The organism is Corynebacterium sp. NML130628 (assembly GCF_001875665.1).
GTDB lineage: Bacteria > Actinomycetota > Actinomycetes > Mycobacteriales > Mycobacteriaceae > Corynebacterium.
This window is the reverse complement of the sequence record NZ_MLAL01000016.1, coordinates 380,926-393,938: the sequence shown is the minus strand read 5'-3', so window position 1 is coordinate 393,938 and position 13,013 is coordinate 380,926. Positions and strand designations below refer to the sequence as shown.

Below are 13,013 nucleotides of genomic sequence, written 5' to 3'. Positions count from 1 at the left end.
ACCATGCAGCAGGCTAATTACCGATGGCAACGACGCCACGCCGGATAGCCTCGATGGCGCGATTCGCATTATGTCGAATCTCGTCGCTGTAGCCGACCTTTCTCACTTGTTCTAGCAGGTCAATGACCTGTCGGCACCATCGTACAAAGTCACCTGCGGTCAACTCCGCACCTGATTCGGCCGCTGCCGCGAGTGCGTAGCCAAGGGGGGCGCCTGCCGTCCACTGGTGCAAGGCGAGTGAGAAGTGTGGGTCCGGCATCCTGGTCAGTGGAAGCTTGTGCCGTTGCTCGTCGGAGACGAGTTCGCCGTACACGCGCATGGTCTCGTTCATCGCGTGTGCCATTGGTTCGGTTGCAGCGTCCGGAGAGCCTCCTGTGGTGCGTCGGTTTTCAAACACGACCATGGAGGCGACGCCAGCGAGCTCTGCAGGGTCCAACTCGTCCCAAATCCCACGCTTCAGACACTGTGCGACAAGGAGGTCCGAGACATTGTGCAACTTCGCTAACCGCTCGCCTTCGTCGGTTAAGTGGAAGTCCCCTTCTGCATGTTCTACGTAGTCGAGCTCCTGCAACAAACCGATGAGTCGCTCGAATGTCCTACCGAGGGTGTCGGTCGCACTGTCTACTTGCCTACTCATTCGGTCGAGAGCGCGCTGCTCACGAGCAAGCTTCTCGCCGACTCTGGCTAACATTTCCCGGTCTGTCGCCGGCCACGAGTGCACAGGATGCGAGCGAAGCTGTTGCCGCAGCTTCGTGACTGACTTTGGCGTGCGATACCGTGCTTTCTCGCGTAGCCGCTTCGGCGCGTGCACAGGGGCGTGGCGGAGCTGGCTCGCAATCTTTTTTGCGAACTTACGTGGTTGGTCGCGCGTATGGCGCGGGACTTTCATACGCCCAACAACGAGTGGAACGTTTTTGAAGAAGTCGGTGTTGATGCGGCTCGACCAGCCTCGCTCTGTAGTCACCCAAGGTCTGGGATCGTCGTGCCGACCGGCTGGCTGCACAACGACAGCGAGTTCTGGTTGGCGCTTGCCGGGGAGAGCGATGATCTCTCCAACTTCCAGTCGCGCGAGCACACGGGTGATCTCGGTTTGCCGGTTATCGAGCGCGTCTCTCCGTGCTTTCTTCTCCTCTACGCTGAGCGCATGTCGGATGTCCAAGTACTCCAACAGATCCTCAATCGCATGATCAGATGGCGGCGCGTACGAAGAGATATCGCGGGACAATTGGGCACGAAGGCGAGCAACTTTGCTCTCTAACCGTTCCAAATCTCGCACCTCGCCGACAACCGATCGGTCGGTTTGGAACTGCGCGAATGACTGCTCTATGAGCCGAATCGAGTCATCGTAGCCGTTCATAGAAAGCATGTTGATTGCCATGTTGTACCCCGGGGCAAAGGGCGAGATGAGTGGGTACGTTCTTGTCGACGCCAACCCCGCTACATGCTGTGGATCCATAGCGGGTGCCCACTGGACCACGGCGTTTCCGAGTACGTCGATCCCTCGTCGACCGGCGCGTCCTGTGAGCTGTGTGTACTGGCCTGGAGTGAGGTCCACGTGGCCTTCACCGTTGAACTTCACGAGTTTTTCAAGCACGACGGTACGAGCTGGCATGTTGATGCCTAGCGCGAGAGTCTCGGTCGCGAAAACGACCCGGACGAGCCCCTCCACAAACAACTGCTCGACGATGTGCTTGAACGCTGGTAGTAAACCGGCGTGGTGCGCGGCGAACCCTCGCAGCCACGCGCTACGCAGTTGGCGATAGTTCAGTACTTTGAGGTCTTCTTCTGGGATGCCTGCAACACCAGCGTCGATGATTTCGGCGGCGCGTGCACGTTCTTCTTCTGTCGTAAGTTCCTTCCGCGATCGGAGACACTGGTAGAGAGCACCATCGCAGCCGGCCCTCGAGAAGATGAACACGATTGCCGGAAGCATCTCGAGTCTATCAAGGACCTCGACGACTTCCGGTCGACCAATCGGACGGTACCGGTCTGGTTGACGCGCCCTGCCGTGTCGGCGTCCGCTCGACCGGGCTCGAAATCCACGGCCTTCACGAAAATCATCCGCGCCTTCATCGGTAGTACGAGACTCGATACGCGCAATCTGGTGTGCTAACGCCTTGTTGAGCTCTGGCTCAGCGGACGCTGTGGTGGGTTCGAACAGTGGGAGGACTTTCTTGCCTACCATCATGTACTGGCTTAGGGGGACTGGGCGGTCTTCAGAAACGATGACCGAGGTATCACCACGAACGGTATTTAACCATTCACCAAACTCTTCCGAGTTAGACACGGTCGCGGAAAGGCCAACGATCCGTACCGAGTCATCCAAGTTGAGGATGATTTCTTCCCAAACCGGACCGCGTTCGGGATCCGCGAGGAAATGGATTTCATCCATCACGACGTGGGTGAGCCGGTCCAGACGCGGTGCTTCCGCATACACCATGTTGCGCAGCACCTCGGTCGTCATCACGACGATGTCCGCCGAGCCGTTAATGCTGACGTCACCCGTCAGGAGTCCGACGGCATCTTCACCGTATGCTGCAACAAAGTCGTGGTACTTCTGATTGCTCAGTGCCTTAATCGGCGTGGTGTAGAAGCATTTCGTTTTCCGCGACAGTGCTAATGCAACAGCGAACTCGCCAACGACAGTCTTCCCCGACCCCGTCGGGGCACAAACAAGCACTCCCCGATCATCTTCGAGCGCCTGGCAAGCTTCAATCTGGAAGCTGTCAAGAGGAAAGTCTTTCGAAGCTTGAAACTGTGCGAGAAACGAGTCAGAGGAAGCAGACATGCTCCCTACAGTACGTCGTTGAATGGATCCTCGGTAAACGTGCGTACGGGCTTTGGCTTCTCGACGGCCCCTGCGCTCCCAATCGGCGCTGCTTTCTCGACGGGGGCGGCTGCATCGATCGGCCCGGAGGATTCATCGTCGTCAAGGTCGAGCCAATCCGGCCTGTTCCTATTGTGGCGCTTATCGTTTATCCGGCAGAACTGAAACGCGAGCTCTACGAGTAGCGTAATTGAAAGCGCCAATGCGACCATCGAGAATGGGTCTTGGCCTGGGGTCATAAACGCCGCAAAGATGAAGATAATGACAATAATAATTCGGCGCTTGTCTTTGACTTGCTCGTAGCGAACCATGCCTGCGACGTTAAGCATCATGATGATGAGCGGGACCTCGAAGCTGACACCAAACACGACGATGAGCCCGAGCAAAAAGTTATAGTAACTTCCACCCGACAGCGCGCCGATCTGCACTTCACTGCCCATCGTCATCAGGAAGTACAGCCCCTTATCCAAGACGAAGTAAGCAAGGAGCGCACCTGTTACGAACAACAGCACGGCAAGCGTCACAAACGTAAAGGTGTACTGCTTTTCGTTTTTATGCAGTCCGGGTGTGATAAAACGCCAGACCTGCGTAAGCCAGACCGGTGAAGCGAGCACAAGACCGGCGAGTGCGCCTACTTTCAGGCGTAGCATGAACATTTCGAAGGGGCCTGTCGCTAGGAGGCGACAGTTGCCATCTCCTGTGAAATCTGCTCGTAGTTCAGTCGGGAGGTTACAGTACGGGCCCCGAATGATCTCACCGAGTGGGTACCAGTTAAAAGGCGCAGACTGATACCAAATAAATCCCACCACAGTGCCGATGCACACCGCAACGAGCGAAATAATAACACGACGTCGTAGCTCTTTCAGGTGCTCAACGAGCGTCATTTCGCCGGTAGCGTTCTTCGGCTTTCGGCGAAAACGGCGACCTGCCTTTCGGGAAGGCTGGACTTGCTGCTGCCCCACTGAACTACGACCTCCAGGTACTACTTAACAACAAACGCTATTGGCGGTGCTGGTTTTCAGGTGCATCCCAAAAACCCTGCTGGGCGTTAGGGTTGGGCTGCTGCTGGCTCGTTGGAGGGGCGATTTCTCTTGGCTCTTGGTTCTGCGCAGGTTGCTGTGGAGCGGCTTGGGCTTCGTCATCGTTGCGCAGCTCCTTTACTTCAGACTTGAAGATGCGCGCCGAGCGACCCATCGAACGTGCAAGATCGGGAAGCTTGTTTGCCCCGAACAACAAAAGCACGATGGCAAGAATAATGAGGATTTCCATCCAACCTAAATTCGGCATTGGATTCCTTTCACACTGCTTGAGTAGAGTCCTCCGCTATTCTAATGCCTCCAGGGCAGCAAGCGCACGACGGCGTGTCTCAACAGCTAGCTTTGGCGGACCAATGAGTTCGATGCGGTCTCCTTGGCTGAGGCAGAAGCGGATGAGCCAGTCTTCGGAGCCGTAGACCATGGTTGCCTGGATGCGGCCGTCGTTGGAGGGTTTGCCTATTTCGATTTCCCAGTAGTCAGCAAGCCATGTGGCATCAGGAGACACGAGAAGCGTCGCTACGTTCGTGGCATCGAAACCGAATGGATCCGAGCCGTCGACAGTGGCTCTCTTTTCGACGCACTCCGCAGGAAACGTTGTCAGTTGAGCCTCGCGAATACGGTCAATGCGGAAGCTCTTTTCCTCCCCTGCGTCTAGCGCATTGAAATAGGTGTGGCCACCTTGATGAAAGAATTTGATGCCAGTCAACTGGCGTGCGCGAAGCGAGTCCGAGGACGGTGAAAAATAGGTCACCAGCACCTGAACCCCCTTCTGCATTCCTGCTTGCAGCACGTCAGTGATGGAACCTTGACTGTTCTGGTCTGCCTCAGCATCAAGCACAGCGGTGGTACCGATCGCGGTCCTCAGCTTTTCAGCCGCTGAGCTCAACGCGGCTTGATTGAGTAGGCCAGGCATGGTTTCGAAGGAATCCAGTAGCAGTAGCAGCGCGTTGGCTTCCGTTGGCGTCAAACGCAGCGGCCGACTCAACCCCTGATCATCGATGACGACGACCTCTTTCCAAGAGTGTTTGAGGTCAATCATCTCCCCGGGGCCGTTCCCTACGCCTGATAAGTGCAACATTGCGAGGTCGCTTTTCACCTGCTCGGCGTCTGTGCCGATATCACGCGCAATTTCCATAGGTGAGCGTCCCGGATGTTGCGAGAGATACGACAATAGGTTCAAAAGACGTGCGAGGCGTACTTGGCGTTCGACGGCAGGGTTCTGCTTCATGCTTCAATTCGTTCCTGTCCACGGAGCTGTTGGCGCAACAGTGCGAGTACTTCTGCTTGGATATCGGGGGGCGTGATTGAGTACACGTTCGGGGCGAGACTCGCGAGGGTGCGCACGAGCCAATCTCGTTCGACGCCTTGTACCACGATGCGATCGCGCCCCGGCGTAGGGCTTTCGTAGCGTTCCCCCTGCAGCGAGAGCTCCTCGCCAACCCCAGAGGAAACCTCCACGGTGGCGTCAACAAGAGGTCCGCGCAGAACGTTTTGAAGCACATCAAGTGGATTCTCGGAGGGCTCGTGAAAGTCTGTCTGGTCTTTCGCCTTTTTAATGTTGCTAATCTTCATCAATCTGAAGACACGTTCCTGTTGGCGACCGCAGTCCCAGCCCACAAGATAAGTCTTATTGTTGAGCGGGACGACGCTCCAAGGATCGAGTATGCGACGCTGCGATGGAGCTCCCGGCGCTGCCTGAAAGTCGAAGGTCATGCGTGTTTTTGTCCGAGCGCACGCAAGCACCGCTTTGAGCACATCAGGATCAAGGTTGATGATGTCGTTGTCGACGAACGCAATTGTTGGGCTGTCGAACGTGCGCGTCACGCCTGAGGCTGCGATTTTTGTCCACCCGGAACGGGCAAATGCACCGAGGCGTCCCGCCTGGCTGAGATCAACCACAAGGCCGAGAGCGGTCGCTTCGTCGTCGGTGAGGTTCAGCGGCGCGAGTTCATACTTATCGTGTTCGATCCAAGCCTCGCCAGCTTGGATTTCTGCGGGCACTCCCACTCGTCGAAGGTCGTCGACATCACGTTTGATCAGTTTTTCTAGCGCCTCTGGAGTTCGATCGGCATATCCATCGACGTGTTGAGCAATCCAGTTTTGTGTCCTTGGTCGCGTGGAGCCCAATAGTGCGAACGCCAGGTTGAGCTGTCGGGCGGTCATCGCATCGCTACGTGTCATGACGCTCCTGTGGGTGATTGTCGATTATGTACTGAATCAGTGCATCGACTTCGACGTTCTCGGTTTCGAATGGGTCGAGAAGCTTTAGCGTTTGTGGCTCAGGACGGTTGACCTTCAGATGTACCCAGTCGACGTTGTGCTCCGCGTCGTGGTCTCGAGCAGTTGAGAGGAACCTGCCTCGCAATGCAGCACGGGTGGTAGCCGGTGGCTGTTCAGCCGCCAGCCGGATTTCTGCGTCGCGTGTCCAACGAGCTGCGAGGCCCTTGTGCTGCAGCAGGTAAAAGAGACCACGGTCCGGGTTGATATCGTGGTACGTCAGGTCGATCTGCGCCAATTTCGGGTGGGACCAATCAGCGCCAAGTTTTTCACGGACCTGCTCTAAGAGTTTGCGTTTGATCACCCAGTCGATCTCGGTGTCCACCGCAGCAAAGTCTTGTGTCTCGATCGCGCACAGCACACGCTGCCATAACTCCACTACCCTTTCGAGTTCCTCGTTTGGGGTTCCCTCGTTGGGACGTTGCGTCAGCCATTGTGTAGCGGCGTCGAGAATTTGCTGCTGCACCGCAAGCGCTGTGACCGTTGATCCATCTTTGCAGGTGAGTTCGGTTTGTCCAGAGGCGTCAAGCGCTATTGCGCGAATGTGCGCTATTGGGTCCTGGAGTTCGAAGGTCGGCATCGGGAAGCCTGCCTCGAGCATCTCGATGACCAATAGTGTTGCACCAATTTTGAGTGCAAACGTGGCTTCGGACATGTTCGAGTCCCCAACAATGATGTGCATCCGCCGAAATCGGTGGGAGTCTCCGTGTGGCTCGTCCCGCGTGTTGATGATGGGGCGTGTACGCGTAGTTGCGGACGACACTCCCTCCCACACCTGGTCGGCACGCTGGGACAGAACGAATCTACCCTTATTGATCATGCCTGCACCACAAATCAATTGGCGTGTAATCAAGAACGGGAGGAGTTGTTTGCTAAAAGATTTCAGGACAATTTCGCGACTCACTAAGTAGTTTTCGTGTGCACCGTAGGAGTTGCCCTGCGAGTCGACGTTGTTTTTGAACAGGTACACCTGGGCGGGTGTCCCCTCTTGCGCGAGTGCGTCCTCTGCATGCAGCGCGAGCTGATGATAGAGCAACTCTCCAGCTTTGTCGTACTGCAGCAGCTGCGTTAGCGAGTCGCATTCCGGCGTCGCGATTTCAGGGTGCGCGCCAACGTCGAGATAGAGCCGTGAGCCGTTCTGCGTAAAGATATTCGACGACCGATAGCGTGCAACCACGGGTCGGAACAGGTAGCGTGACAGCTCCTCCGGGCCTAGGATGGACTGCCCGTTTGCGTAGGCGGCGAGCCCAAATTCAGTCTCGACCCCCATGATTCGACGCGCATACAATATGGCTGCTTCGGAACTCATTGGCCACCTTTTTGGACGAATGACCGCACAAACTCCTCAGCATTCGTGTCGAGCAAGGCGTCAATCTCATCGAGCAGATCATCAGTGCCAGTCGCATCGACCTGCGCCTGTGCGTTGCTGCCTTCCTCATTCTGCGATTCCGGGGTGTCTCCTCCACCGAACATTTGTTGCTGCTTAGACATGCTTATACCCTAGCGCGTTTAGCAGCTCTGAGGCCTGCGAAGCGCTATTGATAATGTCCGCGGTTTTTTCAAAGGTCCAGCCGTCGACGTCATCGAGTGGCACACGAATCATGCGGTCGTCAATCTTGAAAACAATCGACTGCCAGCTCGATGCCGCAATTTCGTCCCCGAACTTTTCGGTCACCTTGCCACGGAAGTATGCGCGGGAGTTCTTCGGCGGGTGCTGCGCTGCGTGCGCAATTTCATCCTCACTCACCAGCGTCCGCAACGATCCCTTGCGTACGAGTGCGTGGTACAGCGACTTCGCAGGATCAATGTCCGCGTATTGGATGTCGAGCATCTTCAGCTTCGGGTCGTCCGCAGCAACTCCGCGGTCCATGAAGGAACGCACAAGCGCCCACTTCGCCGTCCAGTCGAGGCGATCAGAGGTACGAAGTGGATCAATCTCGAGGTCATCGAGCACTTCACCCCACAGAGCAAGCACCTGATTATCGACGTCCCCTTTGCCATGAAGCCTCTGTACCCGGTTTCGATATTCGCGGAGGATGTCGATCGCAGTACAGCGTTTCCCACTGGCAAGCAACAGCTTGTGCGTGCAGGTTGGATCATGGGAAACCCGCTGTAGCTCTGCGACGGGGTCGTGGATAGCCAGGTCAGAAAAGTCTATATCTGCTTCAATCGCGTCGAGTACGAGTTTGGTCATCCCGAGCTTCAAAAAGTTGGAGTACTGGCTCATATTTGCGTCACCAATGATGACGTGGAGTCGCCGAAACTGAGTCGCATCAGCGTGTGGCTCATCACGCGTATTGATGATGCCCCGGTTCAGCGTGGTTTCGAGTGAGATTTCTTGCTCGAAGTAGTCTGCGCGCTGAGAAATCTGGAAGCCAGGGTGCTCACTCGCACGGCCGATGCCGACGCGGCCTGCGCCGATGATGACTTGACGGGTGACAAAGAACGGGATGAGTCCTTGTACCACCGCTGCGAAATCGGTATGGCGTGAGTACTGGTAGTTTTCGTGACTTCCATACGACTGGCCCTTGCCGTCCACGTTGTTTTTGTAGAACTTGACGGGTGGGCATGGATCGGCACCGTCAAGCACGGAGATGCCTTCGTCCCAGAGCTGCCGGATGTCTTGCATAGATTGCCGCAAGTACAGGTCGCCGGCGGCGTCGTACAGCATGGCGTCCCAGGCGTTGTCGACTTCTGGGGAAGAATATTCCGGGTGGCCGTGGTCGACGTAGTAACGAGCACCGCTAGTCGTCACCACGTTTGCGACGCCAATCGCGTTTGGGTCGACGACAGGAACCGTCCGATAGCGCTGCAGGTCGTAGCCACGGGAATCTTTCAGAGGATGCTCTTCTGCGTAGTCCCATCGGCTGCGAGCGCTTGTGTTCATCGCGGCATACGCCACGACGGCGTGTGTGGAGGTAATCAGCGGGCTGAGCGTCGGGTCGCTCGGCGTCGTGATGCCATACTCAGTTTCTGTTCCCATGAAACGTCCCATGGCACACGACTGTACCGCGACCCTACTGCCGGTGCTGGGAATTACCAGCCGCGCTCAGCCAAGCGGTGTGGCGCAGGGAGATCGCTGACATTGATGCCAACCATCGCTTCGCCAAGACCGCGCGAAGCGGCCGTAACTTCTGCGATGTTTTGCCAGTTGCGAGTAGCTCGCACGACAGCTTCAGCGCGCTTTTCAGGGTGCTCAGATTTGAAGATGCCGGAGCCGACGAAGACGCCGTCTGCGCCAAGCTGCATCATCAGCGCTGCGTCGGCCGGGGTTGCGACGCCACCGGCGGTGAACAGTGCAACAGGGAGCGCGCCGTTTTGTGCAACGTACTTGACCAGTTCGTATGGAGCCTGCAGTTCTTTGGCGGCGACGTAGAGCTCATCTGGGTTCGAAGCTGCGGTGGCCTGCAGCTGCGCGATCTGAGCTTTGATGGTACGGATGTGCTTCGTGGCTTCGGAAACATCGCCGGTACCGGCCTCACCCTTCGAGCGAATCATGGAGGCGCCCTCCGTGATGCGCCGAAGTGCCTCGCCTAGATTGGTCGCCCCACACACAAACGGGGTGTCGAACGCGTTCTTGTCAATGTGGTTGACGTAGTCGGCAGGACTGAGCACCTCGGATTCATCAATATAATCAATCTTGAGGTGCTCCAGGATCGCGGCTTCGATGGTGTGGCCGATACGGGCTTTCGCCATCACTGGGATCTCCACTGCGTCGATGATTTCTTCAATGAGATCTGGATCAGACATGCGGGCGACGCCACCTTGCGCGCGGATGTCTGCTGGTACGCGTTCCAATGCCATGACAGCAACTGCTCCGGCATTCTCCGCGATTCTTGCCTGCTCAGCGGTCACAACGTCCATGATGACGCCACCGCGCAGGCTGTTGGTCAACTCTGCATGTTTCGAAAAATCAGTCATGGATTCCATCATGCGGTACAATCTGGACGATTACGAGGTCCAGTTTTGCAGCAATATTTTGTACCAGTTGGTGTTTATGTTCTTCTCCGTCTCGCGTGGCGCATCGCTTTCACTTCCTGCTCAGATCGCAGCCCAAGTCCGCACAGCTGTTGCCGAGGGAACGCTGCGCCCCGGGGACACCATTGCTTCTACACGCGAGCTTGCTGCCCAACTCGGGGTCTCCCGCGGGACTGTGGTGAGCGCGTTCGACCAGCTCATCGGGGAGGGCTACTTGCAAACAGCGCAAGGAGCTCCAACAAGGATCCATCCAGCGCTGCGCGTACCTCACCAGGTGCAGCAGCCCTCGCAACGGGCGACCACCGCGGAGTCGGTACCCGGATTGATTTCGCTGGCACCCACTTCAGGTATCGATGGCATGATTCGACCAGCTGCGTGGCACCGAGCATGGCGCGAAGCCTCATACAGCCTTCCAAAACAGGCGGATCCACAAGGAGAACCAAAACTGCGGGCAGCCATCGCGGAACACCTCCGGGTTGCTCGTGGACTTCACGTTTTTCCTGAAGAAGTAATCGTGACCGGGGGAACTCGCGAAGGGCTTCTGCTCACATTGATGTCTATCGGGAACAATGTTCGAGTTGGGATTGAGACTTCGGATGCAAGCGGATTGCGTTCCGTGATTCCTCTCGCTGGTCATACAACGGTGCCTTGTCTGTGTGACGGCGAAGGCGTGCTCGTTTCGCAGCTTCCCGATGATATCGACGCGCTCCTCATCACCCCAGCCCACGTGCCACCCTTTGGTGGAGTCATGACGGTGCGCCGACGCATAGAGCTACTCGAATGGGCGGCGGCGACGAACACATTGCTTATCGAAGACGACTTCAATACAGAACTGCGCTACAGAACTGCTCCCCAACCAACGTTAAGTGCCTTGCCAAGTACCTGCAATGTGCTCACGCTCGGTACATTCACAACGCTACTTCATAAACAGCTTTCCGCTGGGTACATTGTTGCCACCCCCGACACAATGAGCGCGGTGCAAGCGATCCGGCGCGTGCTTGGCATGCCGGTATCGACGGTCACCCAACACGCAATCGCCCATCTCCTTACTGACGGCACGGTCAGGAAAAGCACCAAAGCATTCCACGCGCGGCTCACGAAGAGGCGTCGGCAATTGGTCCCGTACATTGAACGTCTCAGCGAGGTCCCCGGCGCGCGCAACGCGTCTATGAGCAACGCGAACAGCGCCGACATTTTTGTCGAGTTTGACCACGAGCACCACCTGTTGGGCTTCAGGGAGGAGCTCAGGGGCGCGGGCTGTGAGTGTGCAATCAGTGGCCCTGCCAAGACTGGTGAGAGGCAATTCGCGCTATTGAGCTTCTCGACGCTCAGCGATCAAGATTTCGATGCCGCAACGCGTGCACTCACCGCCGTGCTAGATCTCTGAACTCGCAACAACCTCGACCGCGATCACGCGCTTTCCATGCCGCCCCGCTAAACGTGACCATGTGTCAGGGTCGGCAGTATTTGGGAGGTCCTCGTTCTCCTGCTGCTCTGCCTGAACCGCCGCACGTAGATGCGATGCGGATACGCCTGAATCGGACGCGCCAGATATGGCGTCCTTAATAGCGAGTTTCTTTGCTCGACTTACTATGTTCGCGATCATTGCGCCAGAGACAAAATCTGAATAGTGCAATGTCTCCTCAGAGCCATCAACCAGCCGTAGTCGAACAAATGGTCGCGGAGCGAACAACTCCTCCACAGCAAGCTGAGCTAGCTCATCAACAGGTGCTGCGTGCGGCACCTCCGGTCTCAGATAACGGCTGAAGATGTCGAGCGCTTCCGCCTTGGTTGGCCGAGACACACGCACCTTGATGTCGAGGCGGCCGGGCCGCAAGATGGCCGGGTCGATGAGCTCTTCCCTATTTGTTGCACCGATGACGATGACGTTCGAAATATCTTCAACACCGTCAATCTCCGTGAGCAGCTGCGGCACAACGGTGGTCTCCATGTCAGAGGACACCCCCGACCCGCGGGTGCGGAAAATCGACTCCATTTCGTCGAAGAAAATGATGACTGGGCGGCCATCCGAAGCCAGCTCTCGGGCGCGCTCGAAAATCAACCGGATTCGGCGTTCGGTTTCGCCCACAAACTTATTCAGAAGCTCCGGACCTTTGACGTTGATGAAGTGGGCCGATGCACCATGGCCCAGCCGGTGAGCTAACGAATTCGCGACTGCCTTTGCAATCAACGTTTTGCCGCACCCAGGTGGGCCATAAAGCAGCAAGCCTTTCGGCGGTTTCAAATCATACTGCTGGTAAAGATGCGGATGCGCGAACGGAAGCTCAACCGCATCATGAATAAGCTCTATCTGCTCTTGGAGCCCGCCAATGTCCTCATACGTCACGTCGGGTACTTCTTCGAGCGAAAGCTGATTTACCTCCGTCTTTGCGATACGTTCAAACGCAAACTGAGCGCGCACATCTGTGAGTAATGCATCCCCGGCGCGACTTTCGCGCTGCAGCTCATCTGTGAGCCGCACCACGTGTTCGGTGCCCTGAACATCCTGGACGATAGCGCGGCCGGCGTCCAGTTTTTCAACGAGCGTGGCCAATTGCCCTACTGCGGGGTAGCGGCAGACTTCGAGTACCACGCTGCCGTCGCCAAGCCTGACGAGTGACCCTGGTTTCACCCGGTCTACCGCAATCGTCGGTGCAACTTTGACACGCATGTGCCGGCCGCTTGTAAAGACTTCAGCATCGCTACCGTTTCCAGTGGCTTTGAGAAACAGCCCGTACGTCGAAGCTGGATCACCAAGGGACTCGACCTGTTCGTAGAGCTCTTGCAGCTTGTCCCGACTGGTTTTGAGCATGTCCGCAAGTTGCGCGTTGCGTGCGCGGAGCTGCTGGTTGTCGCGTGTAAGAACTTGGACTTCGGGCGAGCGTTCAGTCATA

At 56.9% G+C, this 13,013-nt stretch carries 11 protein-coding genes; 1 reads left to right on the top strand and 10 read right to left on the bottom strand.

The genetic code is table 11. From position 1 onward, the window contains the following. Positions 1–13: 13 nt before the first annotated feature. From BJP07_RS04850 to pdxS, 9 genes are all read right to left on the bottom strand, one after another. Entirely contained in the window at positions 14–2,788 is a 2,775-nt protein-coding gene (locus BJP07_RS04850) for an RNA helicase (RefSeq protein WP_071566313.1), read from the bottom strand. Between the two features lie 5 nt (positions 2,789–2,793). After that, positions 2,794–3,711, bottom strand: coding sequence for a twin-arginine translocase subunit TatC (gene tatC, locus BJP07_RS04845; RefSeq protein ID WP_071566312.1), 918 nt, complete (start codon positions 3,709–3,711; stop codon positions 2,794–2,796). 115 nt (positions 3,712–3,826) lie between these two features. After that, positions 3,827–4,114: a Sec-independent protein translocase subunit TatA gene (tatA, locus tag BJP07_RS04840; RefSeq protein ID WP_071566311.1), complete on the bottom strand. Its 288-nt coding sequence runs from the start codon at positions 4,112–4,114 to the stop codon at positions 3,827–3,829. 36 nt (positions 4,115–4,150) lie between these two features. After that, entirely contained in the window at positions 4,151–5,092 is a 942-nt protein-coding gene (locus BJP07_RS04835; protein ID WP_071566310.1) for a YafY family protein, read from the bottom strand. Next, entirely contained in the window at positions 5,089–6,045 is a 957-nt protein-coding gene (locus tag BJP07_RS04830; protein WP_071566309.1) for a YafY family protein, read from the bottom strand. The genes BJP07_RS04835 and BJP07_RS04830 overlap by 4 nt, the downstream gene beginning before the upstream one ends. Continuing rightward, complete coding sequence (gene pafA, locus BJP07_RS04825; RefSeq protein ID WP_071566308.1) at positions 6,035–7,450, bottom strand: Pup--protein ligase; 1,416 nt, start codon at positions 7,448–7,450, stop codon at positions 6,035–6,037. Before pafA ends, BJP07_RS04830 begins: the two co-directional genes overlap by 11 nt. After that, a complete protein-coding gene (locus BJP07_RS04820) occupies positions 7,447–7,614 on the bottom strand; it encodes a ubiquitin-like protein Pup (RefSeq protein ID WP_369822320.1) in 168 nt (55 codons plus the stop codon). Before BJP07_RS04820 ends, pafA begins: the two co-directional genes overlap by 4 nt. Before the next feature lie 10 nt (positions 7,615–7,624). Beyond that, entirely contained in the window at positions 7,625–9,136 is a 1,512-nt protein-coding gene (dop, locus tag BJP07_RS04815; protein ID WP_071566306.1) for a depupylase/deamidase Dop, read from the bottom strand. Positions 9,137–9,177: 41 nt separating this feature from the next. Then, positions 9,178–10,062, bottom strand: coding sequence for a pyridoxal 5'-phosphate synthase lyase subunit PdxS (pdxS, locus tag BJP07_RS04810; protein ID WP_369822314.1), 885 nt, complete (start codon positions 10,060–10,062; stop codon positions 9,178–9,180). Between the two features lie 10 nt (positions 10,063–10,072). Between pdxS and BJP07_RS04805 the strand changes: the two genes are divergently transcribed. Further along, a complete protein-coding gene (locus tag BJP07_RS04805) occupies positions 10,073–11,506 on the top strand; it encodes a PLP-dependent aminotransferase family protein (protein WP_177222516.1) in 1,434 nt (477 codons plus the stop codon). Here BJP07_RS04805 and arc read toward each other — a convergent pair. Then, on the bottom strand, positions 11,495–13,012 hold the full coding sequence (gene arc, locus BJP07_RS04800; protein WP_071566304.1) for a proteasome ATPase: 1,518 nt from the start codon (positions 13,010–13,012) through the stop codon (positions 11,495–11,497). The two genes, BJP07_RS04805 and arc, sit on opposite strands and share 12 nt — an antisense overlap. Position 13,013 lies beyond the last annotated feature (1 nt).